Origin of the sequence: Chryseobacterium sp. CBSDS_008 (assembly GCF_049959325.1) — a bacterium.
Classification (GTDB): domain Bacteria; phylum Bacteroidota; class Bacteroidia; order Flavobacteriales; family Weeksellaceae; genus Chryseobacterium.
Map to the genome: position 1 here is coordinate 2,731,931 of NZ_CP188202.1, position 16,993 is coordinate 2,748,923.

The following is a 16,993-nucleotide window of genomic DNA, read 5'->3' on the forward strand; positions in this document are numbered from 1 at the left end:
CTTTTAGTAATAATGATACTTTGTAACTGATTTATTACAAAAAAATGGGCTAAAGCCCGTTTCTATTGAATTTTATTTTAATATTTATATTTAAAATTCGTCATACTGATTTCCCTATCTTGCTGATATTATTTCTTTTGACTCTTTTTTAAATGCTGATTTCAGAAAGCTGAATAACACTTCCGGCTGCTCATTCTGACATGGATCTGATTGTTTACCGGCTGCAGGAGGATTTTTGACAACTTTCGCGGCTGAAAACATCACTATGCCACCATCTTTTCTAAGAGTAACCAGTTCATCATTTTTTGAACTTAGATCAAAGTTTCCAAAACACATAACATTGTTCTTGGTTTGCAATACTGGGAAGCTTTCAATTCCAATATTATCTAAAAACTTAATTCCATTTGATTCTTTCATTTTAAAAACTTTATAATCTCCATCAAAGTTTCTGTGAGCAATAATTTCATCTGCTCCATCTCCATCAAGATTTCCAACAGCTAATCCTTTCCAATCTGAAGCCGCGCCAAATCCTATAGATTTATCAATCAATGTCATTACTCCATTATCATCAATACTATATGCATATACACCATTCTGCATATAGTCATCAGCATCAATAAGCAATACAATTTCATCTTTACCAACGCCGTCAAGATTACCAGCCGCAACTGCTTTAATTTTAGAATTTGCAGGCAGATTGAGCTGATTAAAATAGACCAATTCAGGGTCAGTACCATTAAATTGATATACTCTTACTTCTTTATTATAATTTCGGACAGCAACAAAATCATCTTTCCCTCCACTGATAAAATTCCCGGCAGTAATTCCCACCCAATCTGACTCTGCTCCAAAACCTATAAATTTTGAATGCTCAACGATTTGGTTATTTTCAATTTTAAAAATATAAAAGCCATTCTTATTAAAATCAGTATGATCACTCAATGCAATAATTTCGCTTTTATTATCCCCAAAGAAATCACCAGCACCCAAGCCTTTCCAATTGTAGGAGCCATTATAGACTATGCTGTTTGTAACAGTACGGAAACTCTTACCATAAGGTTCCAGAGTACCTATCAACCCATCATAATTCCTGATTTTCACAAACTCATCGTCATCATCGTCATCAAAATTCCCCTTTGCAACACCTCTCCAATCAGAATCTTCTCCCCACAAATGATAAGTATTCACAGGTACTATAAAGTTTTCATAATTTGCTAAAAGCGCCAATGTCAAAGATGACCCTTCTACATTAATATGATCATAATAATTTTTTGCCGCTTGTAAGTCTGCAATTATCTGATATATTTTTTTATCATATTCCGAGGATAGATATAGCCACATGTAAGAAACGTATGAATCATATTTGGTATTAATATCCGTTGAAACATTATTTATAGTACTATATTTAATATTCCATTTTAACCCGTTATAATTCACTGCATCATTGATTGATAAAGGTCCCTGATAAATATCTTTTGTAAAACTTTTAACATATCTCTTCATATCTAAAGATGTATAAAGAGAATCGTTGGTGCTATTCTTTATATTATATTTAAAGCATTCATATGGAAAGCTCACCGTTAAGCCTGCGTGGGATATATCATCACGTAAATTAAAATGGTTCCAATATCTCCAAGTATATGACCCTAGATTACTGTTAACAGAGGTATTTAATTTTAAGAAATTAGCAATTTTATTAAGCTGTTTAAGATAATTTTGATCATCTGTTGCTTTATACATTTGTACCAAAACCCGTCCCATAGAGCTTTGCATATTAAAGGGAGCTATTACGCTTTTATAATTTATTGGAGGGTTATTGTTAGGATTAATAGAATCTCTTTCTTTATAATAACCTATACTATCATTAGGATTAGAATTATACTCCGTAAACCACTGGTCTTTATGATAAAGAAGCGTTTCTTTTACCTTTTGTTTAAGATCATCAGCAATATCTTTAAAAGTCATTCCATTATAACGACCACCTGATTGATATAATATATTTTGAATGCTACCATCATTTTTAACAATAGCTGCAAACTTAGCCATAGGATATGTAATATTAGCACTATGCACTAAATGAGAATAAGGCAACCCTATATCTGTTGTGGCATTGTAATGATTAGTGGACCATGCGGCACCTGAAACATGACGATAATCAAAAATCTGACTTAATCCCGGCACCTGACCTCTAAGATCATCTCTTCGATCAATCACATTTCCCATGCACTTAATTAAGGTTTTAGCATATTTTTCTTCTTTTGTCTTTTCATACATTAATACTAATGCTTCCATATGAGCAGGCACCCCCCAAGAAAACTCAGCCTGATCAGGGCTATCTGAATTACCTAATGATGTATCATAATGCTTCTCATCAAACATATTTTTATAGTAAGATTGAGCATAAAATGTTAGTACAAATAATAAAGTGAGAATTGTAAAGAATTTTTTCATCGTAATAGTTTTGGTTTTTGAGATAATTTAACGAGAATTACATCTCGTGATTTAGCTAAACAAATATAAAAGTTTCAGCCATCTAATCCATAAATTTATTTAAAAGGAGTAAAGAATACCATTTTTATGTGTCTGCTAAGAATATAAAACGTAATGCGTGAAAAATTTTGGAGAAAAAAGTAGAAAAAAGAAATTTTCAGCAGCTGCTGAAAATAGTACAAAATAAAAAAGTACACTTTCAAAAAGTGTACTTTCTTTGGGTGAATGATGGGTCTCGAACCCACGACCTTCGGAACCACAATCCGACGCTCTAACCAACTGAGCTACAATCACCGTTTTTCTGAGTGCAAATATAGGACATTTTCGTCAACTACCAAACAATTCCATCAAAATTTTTCAAAGAAATTAACTTCTCAGACGTAAAACCCTCAGCATAAGTAACTCCCGATAATCGCCCTAAATCCTGTGCGCGGTACGTCAAGCTTTCATAAAAGTCTTTTGTGGTAATCGGCGTCTCAGGTTCTTTAGAAGATGGGTCATAAAACTGAGTTTTATATGCCATGCAGGCTTCAAGCTTGGTATTAAGATGTTCTGAGATGTCAATTACAAATTCAGGTTTAATATCTTTCCACTGAATATAATGAAATACATGTTTAGGTCTCCACACTTCCTGAGGTTCTCCTTCTAATACAGTCTCAATTTTTCTCAGTCCGGATAAAAAGCACGCATCCGATACTAATTTCGCTCCTTTCGCATGATCGGGATGTCTATCATCAATAGCATTGGCCAAAACGATTTCCGGCCTGTATTTGCGGATCATTTTCACAATCCTCATCTGGTATTCTTCCGAATTTACCAAAAAGCCATCCTTCATTCCAAGGTTCTCTCGTGCGGAAAGCCCTAAAATTTTGGCGGCATCTGCTGCTTCAGCTTTTCTGGTTTCATCGGTCCCCCTTGTTCCGAGTTCTCCTTTTGTAAGATCTACAACAACACATTTTTTTCCTTCAGAAACCATTTTAGCAATAGTTCCGCCACATCCAAGTTCTACATCGTCAGGGTGTGCACCAAAAGCAAGTATATCAGTTTTCATATATTCAAAGATAGGGTTTAAAATAAAAACTTCCCAAACATTATGAATGGGAAGTTTTAATAGCTATAATTTAAATTTTAAATTATTTATTGATTTCAGCATTTAATTTTACAGCATCCTGATAAGTAGGATCCAGCTGTAAAGACTTAGCTACATAATCTTTTGCTTTTGCAACATCAGAATCTTTACTCATATAAGCTACGGCAAAGTAAGCATACGCAAGAGTCTGCTTGTTCGCTTCCTGGTCAGCAGGTTTTACTGTACTGATGAATTTCTCATAAGCAATTTTTGCAGCATCATTATTTCCTGCCTGCTGGTAAGAATACCCCTGGCTGTAATACGCCGGTGCCCAGTCAGGAAGAAGTGCAGACATTTTCTGCCAAGTAAGGATAGCTCCGTTCCAGTTTTTAGCATCTTGGTAAGCTGTTGCCAGCTTAAACAGAGCATCAGAGTCCTGGCTGTTAGCCGCTACTTGTTTTTTCAATGCTTCAATAGTAGGGTTAGTTGGTCCTTTATCAGCCTCAGCTTGTGAAGCACCTCCACCACCTGCGATGTTAGCCAATTCAAGATCCCACTTCATTGTTTCATCTTTTGCAGCTTTTGCAATACCCACTTTTTGCTGAGCTTCAGCCATTAAAGCAGATTTTTTAGCAGCATCCTTTTCATCTTTTGCTAAACCAGCAGCAATAAGTCCCTGTAAACCTTGGTCAGCAGGTAATACTCTTGTCTTCTCAGCCTGAGAAACGAAAGTATCCATATTTTGTTTAGCATCTGCATAATTTTTATCTGCATATGCATTGTAAGCTCTTAACTTGAACTTAATAGGATCATCGATTTTATCAAAAATCTTATCTAATACCATTTTAGAATTTGCATAATCTTCATTTGTGAAGTATAATTTTGCAATTTCTAATTGAGTATATGGATCTTCATCAGCATATTTGGTATAGTTGATAAGATCTTGTGTAGCTTTTGCGTTCTGTTGGTATCTAATATCGTAACCAGCTAATGCCTTATATGCAGGAGCATAAGTAGGGTCTACAGCAATTGCTTTATCAACACTTTCTTTGGCTTTTTGCCATACTTGTGCAGCCATCCATAAAGTAGCCATTCTTGTGTAAACGGAAGCTTTATTTTTAGCTACAGGTAAAGCCTTGTCGTAAGCCGACATTGCTTCTCCAGGAGATCTTTTCAATCTGTAAGCATCTCCTAATGTATAATAATAATGTGCAGGAACTCCTTTTTTCTCAGCTTTCTCAATAGCTTTAGTCAAAAACTGGATAGCCAGATCCGGTGAATTGTTTTTCTCAAATAAAGTTAAAGCTTCTGCAGCTCTGAACAGAACTTCAGCATCTTTTTCTCTGGAATCAGTAACTACTTTTTGAATTTCAGCAACAGCATTTTTATCACCCTTACCTAATTTAACTGCAGCTAAACCAATTTTATTCAGATAGCTTTTACCGTCAGCAGCCAGTCCTTTGTTGAAACTTTCAATCGCCTTAGCATAATCCGGTTCTCCTTGTCTTAAGAAAGTATTTCCTAAATAGAAGTAGTTTTCAGCTGTAGGCTCTTTAGCGATCATTTCAGTGAAGTTTGTTTTTGCCTGCGCAAATTTATCACTGTCTATACTGTTAATACCATCCTGCAATGTCTGTGCAGAGGCAAAACCGGTAAAAAATACCACGGCTGCTCCAAAAGCAATCTTCTTTACATTCATATTCATTATATCTTTCATTTTATATTTTCTAATAATTGAGTTATATTCTACACAATTTTCAGACCAAATCAATATTTTTAATAGGGATAAATTGTGAATTTAATTTTTTTTAACGCATTTGCACTTCTCTTTTATACAGGTTATAAGGCTGCAAGCCTTCTTTCTGTACAATTTTCTGACCTAAATGGGTACACGAAAATCTTATAAATCCATTGGCAATATTAAAATTACCTTCGTTAATAAGAAAATACAGTACTCTTGTAAACGGATATTCCATAGTACGTAGTCCTTCAAAATCTGCATTATATGATTTCCCTTTATCTACTACAGGAAGCACCTTTACCATTTCTCTCAATTTTTCTGAAGTTTTATCATAAGGACGGCTAAAAGTATTAAGCCCAATAACCCCTATTTTATCAGGATATTTTCCTAATTCCTCTATAATCTTCTGATTTCCCGGAATAATGGAAAATTTCAGGTCTTTTGGCTGTTTTTTAAATTTTCCAGCGACAAAATTCAGATTACTGGAATTAGTTCCATCAAAGATAAATTCCTTTTTATCAGATATCAGCCCGTTATTGATTTCCTCCATGGAGATACTTTCTTTCGGTGAATCTTTAGGAACAACAAAAACTACTGCATCTGCAGCAAATTTAGCAGGAAGAAACTTCAAATCTGTTCTTTCCTCATATGTTTTTATTTCTTCAGGATTAAGATTTCTGGACATCACAATCACCTTGGCATTTCCTTTCAGAAGATCAAGAAGTCCTAAATCTTCTTTCTTGGTTTCTACTTTAATGTGTGTTTCAGGATAATTGATCATATAGCCTTCGGCTAATGCTTCTGTAACGCTTTGAAAAGATTCGTCAGTATAAATTGTAAGATCACCTTTGTGATAGGAAGGAGTATTTTTCTCCTTTTTACAGCCAGCCAGTATTATGCTTAACACAAAAATTACTGCAAGCTTGAAACTATTCTTCATTTCTCGATTTTTTAATTCTTGAGATTGCTCTGTAAATTCTGAAAATACCATAAATAACCAGTACTACTCCTAATGCATAGGCAACAGCAGGCTCTAAAATAGTAAAGAAGAATTTATAGACAATCACTACAATTCCTAAAACGATATAAAACAATCCCGTAACCAGGGATAACCAATTGAACATCATGTAACAAAAATACCAAAAAAAATAAAAAGAGAAGCATATGCTTCTCTTTTTATTTATATTTTGAATAAATAAGTCTTATTCAAAGTTCATCGTAAATGGTACGCTATAGTAAGACCTAACGCTCTCCCCGTTTCTTTTCGCAGGAGTCCATTTTTTAAGTTTCTTAACTACACGTACAGCTTCACTGTTGAAGTCAGCATTTGGAGATTTCTCTTCAATGGTAACCGCAGATACAGTTCCGTCTTTTTCTACAACGAACTTAAGCTTAGCTTTAAGTGTTCCTTCACCTCCTTCCATCAAAGATGTATCGAAGTTATCTCCCAAGAACTTTCTTAATGCTCCCATACCTCCAGGATATTCTGCAGACTGGTCAACATCTTTATAGATCTCGTTCGGGTTGTTCGCTTTCACTTCTACTGTACTAGCTTTAGTACCTGTAGATGGTGGCGGCGGTGGTGGTGTATAAGCCGGAGCTTTTACCCCCTCCTGATTATTCAAACCAGTTGTAGTTTCCAACTGCTTAGAAATCGGCGGTGGTGGTGTTTCAATTTTCGGAGCTTTTACAGGCTCTGGAACCACGTTCTGAATCACTTCGATTTTCTCTTCCTCTTTTGGAGGCGGAGGTGGTGGTGGTTCTTCTTCTTTAGGCTGCTCGATAATCGGTTCTTCCTCGATAATATCTACCAGATCTGCCTTTACTTCTTGTTTAGGAGGAGCTGTAAGATTTTTAATCGTAAGATAGATGAACGGAGACAAAGCTGCCAAAAGGAATAATGCTGTTCCGATGATAAAAGACTTAGTTAAAAGTCTCGGATACTGATGTCTAAGATCATAGGCACCATATTCCTTGTTTCTATTTTCAAATACGATCTCGTCTAAAGTAAGATTCTGACCGTATACATTTTCATCTGCCATAGATTAGATATACAATTTTATGGTTAAATTACTTTGTAGCAGCCGGTGCAGCAGCACCTCCTACTTTTTTCTCGTAAATCGCTTTTTCCCAAGGCTTGATATCAGTAACCCCGTACTGCTCACTTTTGGTAATTGCCATTTCATCAAGAATATCAACAAAGTTCTTATATATAGCATCATCAGTTGGCTTAATGATCACGGTAAATTTACTTTGATCTGCAGCTCTAGATTTTGCCTGCTGAATTACTTTTCTAATTCCTTCTCTATCAAGAGTAGTTTCCATAAGAGTCTGGTCATTCAAGGAAGTTGCATCCTGCTGGTGCCAAAACACTCTGTTATTTTTTCCTAATAAGATAGAAATTGAGTTCGAAAGTTTAATTTCTGTTGGAGGTGGTTTTTTTGTTTCATCTTTCGGTTTAGCCGGAAGACCCAAATCCATAACGTTCGGTTTACTGAACGTAGTTGTGAACATAAAGAAGGTAATCAATAGAAAACCCAAGTCCACCATCGGAGTCATATCGACTCTGGTACTTTGCTTCTTGGAACGGACCTTGCCGCCCTTGCCGCCTTTCTCTTGTACTTGTACTTCTGCCATTTCTATCGATATTATTCGTTAGGTTTACCTTCTTGTGATGTAATCAACCAAAATTTAAGAAAATCAATATCTCTTAAACCCTCAAATAGACTTTTAACTTTAGGATACTGCGTTGTAACGTCACCTTTAATAGCTAACTTGTAGTCAGGGTTAACGCTCAAACTTTCTTTTACCCAATCAATTAATTGTTTATTTGTACTGTCCATAGGAATTCCTGTAGGACTCTTATAATTTTTCTGCTCATCTGCAGGCATATCCAAATAACCTTTAAGCTGGTTCATTGGAACTCCAATTGCCTGAACTTTCTGGAAAGCTGCTTTTTGGTTGTTGTCAAAAGTAACGCCGTACTTTTGTCCCATTTTTTCCAAAAGAGCAAGTCTTTCTGATGCATTGTCTACTGGCTGGAAATAGAATTTTCCGTCCGGAGTAGCATTGATAGTCATTAAACTAGCATCAGGAAGCAATTTTTCCGAAATTGAAGATGGCGGTTTGATCTGCTCCACGTCAGGTTTTTTAAACTGAGTGGTCAAGATAAAGAACGTAAGGAGTAGGAACGCAACGTCACACATTGCAGTCATGTCCGTAATTACTCCATGTCTTTTTGGTTTGACTCTCGCCATTATTATAAAATATTTTTAATTAAACTTCTTTTAATTGCTAATGCAAATATCTTGCTAATTCTTAGTTGAATTCAGCGAAAGATTGTTGGATACTCATAGAGATCTCATCGATCTTGTAAGTTAATCCGTCAATTTTAGATGTAAAGAAGTTATAAAGGATAATAGCGATTGCTGAAGTACCAATACCTAATGCCGTGTTGATCAAGGCTTCAGAGATACCAGTAGATAGAGCAGCAGCATCCGGAGTACCTCCTCCTGAACCTAATGCGAAGAACGCCTTGATCATCCCGATTACCGTTCCAAGTAGTGCTACTAATGTTGCAACAGTACCTAAAGTAGAAAGGATCATCATGTTTTTCTCAAGCATTGGCATCTCAAGAGTAGTAGCTTCTTCGATAGCTTTGTTAAGCGCTACCATTTTCTGCTCCTTATTTAATGTAGTATCGTGAGAAAGTGCTTTGTAAGTAGTAAGACCTTCTTTTACTACGTTACCAACAGAACCTTGTTGTCTGTCACACTCTTCGATAGCTTCGTCAATTTTGTTTTGGTTAAGTAAGCTTCTTACTTGTACAACGAAGTTGTCTAAGTTTCCTTTTCCAGCTGCTTTACCAAGAACGAAATATCTTTCAAAAGAGAAAACGATTACCGTAATCATGAAAGTAATCAAGATTGGTACAATAACCCCTCCTTTGTAGATAATACCTAAAAACGATTCTGGGTGAATGTCTTTTCCTTCAACACTTGAAAAAGCTACAGAACCACTTCCTAGTTTGTCTGCATCTTTAAAGTTTCCTGGGCTCCCAAGAACGAATAAATAAATACATACTCCTATAATAAATAGAATAGGAATAATAACAGCTGGATTTAAACCTCCTGCCTTTCTAGCAACTACTTGCTCATCATTTTTTGAAACATTCATTTCCATATTTAACTAAATTATATTGTTTTAAAATTTTACAGGGTGTAAATTAAAGGCAAAATTAATTAAAATGCAAGAGTCTTAATTAAACATTTTGCTTTTTTTTGATAAAGAAAATTTAATACGATTTCGAAATAATAATTATTTTAAATTATTTTATTTATTTTATCCAAATTTAACATTTGAATTAAAAAATCATAAAAATAAGACACCCATTTTTTTTAATTTCCCAATGTTAATTTTTTTTTAAATTACGATATTCACAATACGGTGAGGGACTACAATGATTTTTTTAGGGGTTTTACCTTCCAAAATTTGTTGCATTTTCTCATTAGAAATCACCAAATCTTCTACTTCCTTGGCAGATAATTGAGCGGAAAGTGAAATTTTGAACTTCATTTTACCGTTTACGCTTACCGGATACTCAATTTCGTCTTCAACCAGATAATCCTCATTCAATGCCGGGAATTTTTCAAATTCTATCGATGTACCGTGCCCTAATAAACTCCACAATTCTTCACAGATGTGAGGAGCATACGGAGAAATGATAACGGCTAGCGGCTCTAAAATATTGCGCTTGCTGCATTTTATTTTCTGCAGCTCGTTCACAGCGATCATAAAGGATGATACTGAAGTATTGAAAGAGAAATTTTCAATATCATAAACTACCTTCTTTATTAAGGTATGCAAAACTTTGTGTTCTGCTTTTGTAGGTTCTTCGTCTGAAACTTCAAATACTTCCCCATTGAAATACAGGTTCCAGAATTTTTTAAGGAAACCATATACTCCGCTTAATCCCTGTGTATTCCAAGGCTTAGATTGTTCTAATGGTCCCAGGAACATTTCATATAGTCTTAAACCGTCGGCTCCGTATTCATCACAGATATCATCAGGGTTTACTACATTATATTTTGACTTGGACATTTTTTCTACTTCACGGTCTGTGATGTATTTTCCGTCTTCCAGAATAAATTCTGCATTAGCATAATCAGGTCTCCATGCTTTGAAGGCTTCAGTATCCAATTCGTCAGAGGTACCTTTTAATAAGGATACGTCTACGTGGATCTGCTGAGTCTGGTAGTCTTTTGCTAAATTTTTAGATACATATTGATTAGTCCCGTCAATTCTGTATACAAATGCGCTCATCCCTAAGATCATCCCCTGGTTAATCAATTTCTGGAATGGCTCATCATGGCTGATATATCCTCTGTCTTTTAAGAACATGTTCCAGAAACGGGAATATAATAAATGGCCGGTTGCATGCTCGCTTCCTCCTATATATAAGTCTACCTGTCCCCAATAATCTGCCAGTTCTTTTTTAACAAAAGTTTCTTCATCATTAGGATCCATATATCTAAGGAAGTACCATGAGCTTCCTGCCCAACCCGGCATTGTAGATAATTCTAACGGGAAAATGGTTATATCATCAATAAGATCTGTAGCCACTACTTTCTGGTTGGTTTCATCCCAGGCAAATTCTTTTGCGTTTCCTAATGGCGGATCTCCGTCTTCTGTAGGTAAATATTTTTCAACTTCAGGAAGTTCTAACGGTAAAGCGGATGTTGGCAATGTGTAGGGCATCCCATCCTTATAATATATAGGAACTGGTTCTCCCCAATAACGCTGTCTTGAGAAAATAGCATCACGCTGTCTGTAGTTTGTAGTTCCATGACCGATTTCTTTTGCTTCGATCTCGGAAATCATTTTTGCTTTTGCTTCATTATAATGTAATCCGTTTAAGAAATCAGAATTTACACAAACGGAATCTTTGGAATCAAAAGATTTTTCCTGAACGTCTTCTTCAGTTTCTACCACTTTCTTGATTTCAAGATTAAATTTCTTCGCAAACCTGTGATCACGCTCATCGTGTGCAGGAACTGCCATAACCGCCCCTGTTCCATATCCCATCAATACATAATCGGAAATATAGATCGGCATTTTTTCATTGCTGAACGGATTGATGGCATAACTTCCGGTGAAAGCCCCACTTACGTTTTTCACGTCAGACATTCTGTCTCTCTCCGTTTTTTTGGAAGTTTCTTCAATATAAGTATCTACTTCTGCTTTTTGTGCAGCAGTAGTAATGGTTTCCACCAAAGGATTTTCCGGAGCCAGCACCATAAAGGTAGCTCCAAAGATGGTATCAGGTCTTGTCGTAAACACCTCAACCGTTTCGTCATAGCCTTCTACTTTGAACTGAACCTGCGCTCCCTGAGATTTTCCGATCCAGTGGTCCTGAGAATCTTTCAACGGCTGTGGCCAGTCTAATGTATTTAATCCCTGTAATAATCTTTCAGAGTATGCAGAAATCCTCATACTCCACTGCATCATTTTCTTTTGGAATACCGGGAATCCTCCTCTTTCGGATTTTCCATCTTTCACTTCATCATTAGCCAATACAGTTCCTAATGCAGGGCACCAATTCACCGTGGTTTCTGCTCTGTAAGCAAGACGGTAGTTTAACAGGATATCTTCTTTATCAATATCGGAAGCATTCTTCCACTCTTCTGCAGTAAAGTTTAATTCATCATTCTGATTGGCATTTAAACCTTCTGTCCCTTTTTCTTCAAAATGCTGAATCAATGAATCAATAGATTCTGCCTTATCCGTATTTTTATTATACCAGGAGTGGTACAACTGGATGAAAATCCACTGCGTCCATTTATAATAAGAAGCGTCTGAAGTTCTTACTTCTCTGCTCCAGTCGAATGAGAAGCCAATTTTTTTCAGCTGCTCTTCGTATCTGTTGATATTCTGTTCCGTCGTAATCGCCGGATGCTGTCCTGTCTGAATAGCATATTGCTCAGCAGGAAGTCCAAAGCTGTCATATCCTACCGGGTGGAGTACATTAAACCCCTGGTGTCTTTTGTATCTCGCATAGATATCCGATGCAATATATCCCAGCGGGTGACCTACGTGAAGTCCTGCTCCTGATGGATACGGAAACATATCGAGTACATAAAACTTAGGTTTGTCTGTGTTATTAGAGGTTTTATAGGTTTGATTTTCCTCCCAGTATTTCTGCCACTTTTTTTCTATCTGCTGATGATCGTAAAACACTTTATATATATGTTATATGTTAGACTGAATTATTTTTCTTTTTGACAAGATTCACAAAAATAATGATTTTAAAGGAAATAGAAATTTAATTTATGATGAATTGCCATTCTCTGCTCAATAAAAAAATCCCATCCGGAGATGAGATCTGTTTATATCCTGAAGTATATACTATTATTGACTAACTCTTTTGAACGTATAAGTTCTTGTCTGAAATACAGTAGGATCCTGAGTCTCTTCTCTTATTGCAAGATTGAGCGTTGTATTATCCAACGTAATAATCTTTGCATTCTGCGGCTCTACGACTCCCTGAATTTTCATCTGCACATCTTTTCCTTCCTTATTATAGGTATAGTTGAATTTTATTTCTGAAAGAATAGCACACTGGCCGGGTGTAGCAGTATCGCCCCAGTTTGTTTTTCCTCCTTTGGAATCAGGGCTGAACCACCATCTGGTCTGCTTCTGGCAATCCGTGTAAGTAATCGTGTTAGAAACCGGATCTTCACCAGTCTCAACAGTAGTAACCACTTCTTTCAATGGCTGCCAGGTCCCAACTAGAGGAGCTTCAAGAACAGTATCATTGTTATCACTACATCCTGTAGCGGCAAACAATGACAAACCTGCAAATAGTAATGCTAATTTCTTCATAGATCAATTTTTTCAAGCGCTAAAATTATAATTTTTTTGATTTATATTACTATTTTTTATGAAAAATTATTTCATTGACCTTTATTTATATATATTTTAAAACAGCCAGACCTCATTTTCCCTTTATTTAACAAATAATGAATAAATTGACACCATTCATTTTATTAAAAAAGTTATTTTTGTAAGAAAGAAAAATACAAATGCAGGATATTACGAAAAACAATTTTGACTTTATACGGGTTCTCCTTGCCTTTATTGTCTTTCTTGGACATCTTGGTACCCTCAGCGCATCTCCTGATCTCAGGATTTTTGAACACAGCCCTATAGAAATTGCCGTTTTCGGTTTCTTTGCAGTGAGTGGATTTCTTATTGCAAGGAGCTATGACAGGTCTTCAAGCCTGAAAAGTTATTTAAAAAAGAGAATCAAAAGAATTGTTCCCGCTTATTTATTGGTTATTTTTTTATGTGCGATTTTATTAAGCTTGGTAAGTACGTATTCTTTCACAGAATATTTCAGTAATACACAAGTTTACAAATACCTTTTTTGGAATTCATTATTTTTAAATTTTAAAGCACCCTGGCTCCCCGGAGTTTTTGGAAACCAAGCAGTGAATGGTGCCCTATGGACACTGAAAATAGAAATGTGCTACTATTTTGCGGTTCCTTTGTTGTTTTTACTTTTCGGAAAGAATAATAAGTACAGAAATATAAGCTTGGTTATTTTGTACTTCTTGTCGCTTATTTATCTCAATTATTTTGAATCTTTACATAAAATTTCAGTTGCCAAGCAGCTTCCCGGAACATTATCCTATTTTATCCCCGGAATGTTGATTTACTTTAATTTTGATAAATTCATCCAACATAAAAATATAATTTTCATCATTGCTCTCGCCACTGTTTGGATTGATTTATATTTAAAAATTCAGCTTTTTTCTCCGATGATGATCGGCGTTATCGTCATGTATATTGCCTATTCATTTAAATTCTTAAATAATTTCGGAAAATATGGTGATTTCACCTACGGAATCTACATTTTCCATTTTCCTATTATCAGAACTTTCCAGACATTAGGATTGTTTGAAGATTACAATCCATTTGTAATGGCTTTGGTATGTATGTTGGTGGTTATTGCGGTAGGTGTAAGCTCCTGGCATTTTTATGAAAAAAGATTTTTATAATTTTACAATTCAAAAAGCATAAATGAAAGATCTTGTTTCCATTATCACTCCCTGTTATAATTCTGCAGAATTTATTGAGGAAACCATACAGTCTGTTCTTAACCAAACCTACGAAAACTGGGAATGGCTGATCACGGATGACCTTTCCAAAGATAATACTGTTGAGATCATCAGAAAATATAATGATCCCAGAATAAAACTGCGGGTACTGGAGAAAAACGGAGGTGCAGGAAATGCAAGAAACAACGGGCTGGAAAGAGCACAGGGAAGATATATCGCTTTTCTGGATTCTGATGATTATTGGTATCCGGAATATCTTGAAACCATGACGGATTATATGAAGGAGCACAATGCAGAACTCGTATACTGTAACTATTCAAGGTGTGATGAACAGCTTCAGCCTATCCTGAAAGATTTTCTGGCGGATAAGGTAGTTACATTCTCCAATCTGCTGAAAACCTGCCGTCTTGCTCCCGTCTCCACAATGTATGACACCCAAAGGGTTGGAAAATTTCTGTTTCCTGTAAAAAGCAAACGTGAAGATCATGTGATGTGGCTGAATCTTTTAAAAGTAATTCCTGAAGGGATTCCTGTAAAAAAGACGATGGCTAAATACAGAATGCGTGAAAACAGTGTTTCCAGAAAGAAAAAAAATATTATTAAAGACCAATATCTTGTTTATAAAGATTTCATGGGATTCTCAACAGTAAAATCGCTGTATTATACCGCTAACTGGGCATTAAACGGATTCCTGAAATATTCAAAAATTTTTAATTAATGGAATATTCTAAAGAGTTCAAAGCTGCTCTGAGTGCTTTTTCAGGTTCCGATAAAGACAAGCTTATTTTCAGACTCCTGAGAAAAGATAAATTATTATCTAAAAAGCTTTACTTTGAACTGATTGATCCGGAAACCACGGATGACAAAAGAAATTCTATGGAAGAACATGTGGAGGAACAGGTACTTCTGGCTTCAAAATATGTGGGTAATGCCAAATATTTCCTGTCTACTGTTCGAAAAATAAGTGCAGAAATCACCGAACACGTAAAAATCACTACTGATAAATTCGGGGAAGTTTCACTGAATCTTCTTCTCGTTAACAAAATATTGGAAAGCAACAGCGACCTCAGCAGACAAAGGTTTGACAACGTGTACAAGCTTTACATTTATATTATCAATAAAGTCTTCAAATCTCTGACTCTTATAAAAAAGCTGGATGAAGATTACTGGATGGAGATTGATGAATACCTTAATGAAACTTTAGATAAAATTTTAGAAAATCATTACCTGCAAAAACTGTGTATCAATAATGGTCTGGATTTCAATTGGTTTAAATGTGAGAAAGTTCCTGAAAATATTGACCAGATCATGAAGGATATTAAAAGCCAGGGATTCTTAAGATAAAATTTTCTGAAGAATCATTTTGGTAGAATCGGGTTTCCCATCTACAAATTCTTTTGCATTTTGAGATATTTCTGTAAGCTCTTCTCTATTATCTTCATTCAAGAGAAATAAAACAAATTCTGCAGCTGTATATTCGTCAGGAAACGACTTCCCGCCATTCGCTGAGATCAGATCGTCAGCTTCCGGGTTTTTTTTGTAATGATTCCCAAAAATTACAGGAACACCAAAAGTTGCCGCTTCCAGAATATTGTGTAGGCCGGCATCATGAAACCCTCCTCCTACAACGGCTGCATCTGCATAAGAGTATAGTTTTGACAGCAGCCCAATACTATCTATAATTAATATTTGGCCTCCAGGCTTTGCTGCCTGATTTTTTTGTATCTCGCTGTACAATAATGCATTTGGAAATATACCTTTCAAATGCCCTACTCTTTTCAGATCATGAGGTGCAATGATAAGTTTTACCGTATTATTTTTATGAGAAACCACTTCGGCAATTTTTTCTTCAGCATGCCATGAACTTCCGAAAACAACCGTTTTATTTTGACCTTTGAAATCTGTAATAAAATCTACGTGATTATTCCTTTCACGAAGCTGTTTTACCCTGTCAAATCTTGTATCTCCCGTTACAGAAGACTTTACCAGCCCTACACTTTTTGCCAGAGCCAATGAAAACTGAGTCTGGTGGAAAAACCAATCTACATCCTTCTGAAGCTGCCTTACAAACCATTTTCCATAGGAAGTAAAGAAAGACTGCCTCTCATAGAACAATGCAGAGATAACATAGATTTTTGTTCCCTGATTTTTTAACTCAGCAAGGAGATTGTACCAGTAATCGTATTTAACCGTAAAAAATAGTTCAGTATTAAATTGAGCTATAAATTCTTTTACAGTGCTTTTTTTATCAAATGGCAGATAACAGATAACATCTGCAATATGTTTCTTTTTAACCACATTCTCATATCCTGACGGAGAAAAAAAGGTTACCAGTACTTTGTGCTGAGGGAAATTTTCCTTAAGCTTTTCCAATACAGGCAATCCCTGCTCATACTCGCCCAAACTTGCAGCATGCATCCAGATTACTTTATCCGTCTTCGAAAATGCTGACTTCACTTTGTCCAAAGACTGTTTTCTCCCTTCAACACCTTTTTTAGTTTTATCATTAATCAATGCAAAAACTTTCATTCCAAAAGTCAGAAGGCTGATAAATATATTGTAGAGAAAAGCCAT

15 protein-coding genes and 1 tRNA gene are annotated in these 16,993 nt (G+C 35.7%); 3 read left to right on the forward strand and 13 right to left on the reverse strand.

All coding sequences use genetic code 11. The features are described from left to right. Nucleotides 1-114: 114 nt before the first annotated feature. The 12 genes from ACP3T3_RS12305 to ACP3T3_RS12360 form a co-directional block, all read right to left on the reverse strand. Nucleotides 115-2,451, reverse strand: a complete 2,337-nt coding sequence (locus tag ACP3T3_RS12305) for a hypothetical protein (RefSeq protein ID WP_426476153.1) — start codon at nt 2,449-2,451, stop codon at nt 115-117. A 258-nt stretch (nt 2,452-2,709) separates the two neighbouring features. After that, nucleotides 2,710-2,785, reverse strand: a tRNA-His gene (locus tag ACP3T3_RS12310). A gap of 36 nt (nt 2,786-2,821) precedes the next feature. After that, on the reverse strand, nt 2,822-3,541 hold the full coding sequence (gene bshB1, locus ACP3T3_RS12315) for a bacillithiol biosynthesis deacetylase BshB1 (RefSeq protein WP_426476154.1): 720 nt from the start codon (nt 3,539-3,541) through the stop codon (nt 2,822-2,824). A gap of 82 nt (nt 3,542-3,623) precedes the next feature. Then, complete coding sequence (locus ACP3T3_RS12320; protein WP_426476155.1) at nt 3,624-5,276, reverse strand: tetratricopeptide repeat protein; 1,653 nt, start codon at nt 5,274-5,276, stop codon at nt 3,624-3,626. A 91-nt stretch (nt 5,277-5,367) separates the two neighbouring features. Then, nucleotides 5,368-6,240 (reverse strand): PstS family phosphate ABC transporter substrate-binding protein, encoded by an 873-nt coding sequence (locus tag ACP3T3_RS12325; RefSeq protein WP_426476156.1) that lies wholly within the window; start codon nt 6,238-6,240, stop codon nt 5,368-5,370. Next, a complete protein-coding gene (locus ACP3T3_RS12330; RefSeq protein ID WP_172617109.1) occupies nt 6,230-6,427 on the reverse strand; it encodes a DUF308 domain-containing protein in 198 nt (65 codons plus the stop codon). Before ACP3T3_RS12330 ends, ACP3T3_RS12325 begins: the two co-directional genes overlap by 11 nt. A 75-nt stretch (nt 6,428-6,502) precedes the next feature. Beyond that, complete coding sequence (locus tag ACP3T3_RS12335; RefSeq protein WP_426476157.1) at nt 6,503-7,342, reverse strand: energy transducer TonB; 840 nt, start codon at nt 7,340-7,342, stop codon at nt 6,503-6,505. Nucleotides 7,343-7,370: 28 nt separating this feature from the next. Continuing rightward, nucleotides 7,371-7,937 carry an ExbD/TolR family protein gene (locus ACP3T3_RS12340; RefSeq protein WP_426476158.1) on the reverse strand — a complete coding sequence of 189 codons (567 nt, stop codon included), beginning with the start codon at nt 7,935-7,937 and terminating at the stop codon, nt 7,371-7,373. An 11-nt stretch (nt 7,938-7,948) separates the two neighbouring features. Beyond that, nucleotides 7,949-8,557 (reverse strand): ExbD/TolR family protein, encoded by a 609-nt coding sequence (locus tag ACP3T3_RS12345; protein ID WP_426476159.1) that lies wholly within the window; start codon nt 8,555-8,557, stop codon nt 7,949-7,951. Between the two features lie 61 nt (nt 8,558-8,618). Beyond that, on the reverse strand, nt 8,619-9,482 hold the full coding sequence (locus ACP3T3_RS12350) for a MotA/TolQ/ExbB proton channel family protein (protein WP_047373530.1): 864 nt from the start codon (nt 9,480-9,482) through the stop codon (nt 8,619-8,621). 240 nt (nt 9,483-9,722) lie between these two features. Next, entirely contained in the window at nt 9,723-12,536 is a 2,814-nt protein-coding gene (gene leuS / locus ACP3T3_RS12355) for a leucine--tRNA ligase (RefSeq protein ID WP_426476160.1), read from the reverse strand. Nucleotides 12,537-12,707: 171 nt separating this feature from the next. Then, complete coding sequence (locus ACP3T3_RS12360; RefSeq protein WP_426476161.1) at nt 12,708-13,181, reverse strand: lipocalin family protein; 474 nt, start codon at nt 13,179-13,181, stop codon at nt 12,708-12,710. Nucleotides 13,182-13,381: 200 nt separating this feature from the next. On the opposite strand from ACP3T3_RS12360, the gene ACP3T3_RS12365 reads away from it, so the two are divergent. Genes ACP3T3_RS12365 through ACP3T3_RS12375 form a run of 3 tightly spaced genes read left to right on the forward strand, consistent with a single transcriptional unit; the run spans nt 13,382 to nt 15,763 of the window. After that, nucleotides 13,382-14,359, forward strand: a complete 978-nt coding sequence (locus ACP3T3_RS12365) for an acyltransferase family protein (RefSeq protein ID WP_426476162.1) — start codon at nt 13,382-13,384, stop codon at nt 14,357-14,359. A gap of 22 nt (nt 14,360-14,381) precedes the next feature. Next, complete coding sequence (locus ACP3T3_RS12370) at nt 14,382-15,137, forward strand: glycosyltransferase family 2 protein (RefSeq protein ID WP_426476163.1); 756 nt, start codon at nt 14,382-14,384, stop codon at nt 15,135-15,137. Further along, on the forward strand, nt 15,137-15,763 hold the full coding sequence (locus ACP3T3_RS12375; RefSeq protein WP_426476164.1) for a deoxyuridine 5'-triphosphate nucleotidohydrolase: 627 nt from the start codon (nt 15,137-15,139) through the stop codon (nt 15,761-15,763). Before ACP3T3_RS12370 ends, ACP3T3_RS12375 begins: the two co-directional genes overlap by 1 nt. Here ACP3T3_RS12375 and ACP3T3_RS12380 read toward each other — a convergent pair. Then, the gene (locus tag ACP3T3_RS12380; protein ID WP_426476165.1) at nt 15,755-16,993 is read right to left on the reverse strand and encodes a 3-deoxy-D-manno-octulosonic acid transferase; all 1,239 of its coding nucleotides are present in this window, start codon (nt 16,991-16,993) and stop codon (nt 15,755-15,757) included. The genes ACP3T3_RS12375 and ACP3T3_RS12380 overlap by 9 nt on opposite strands.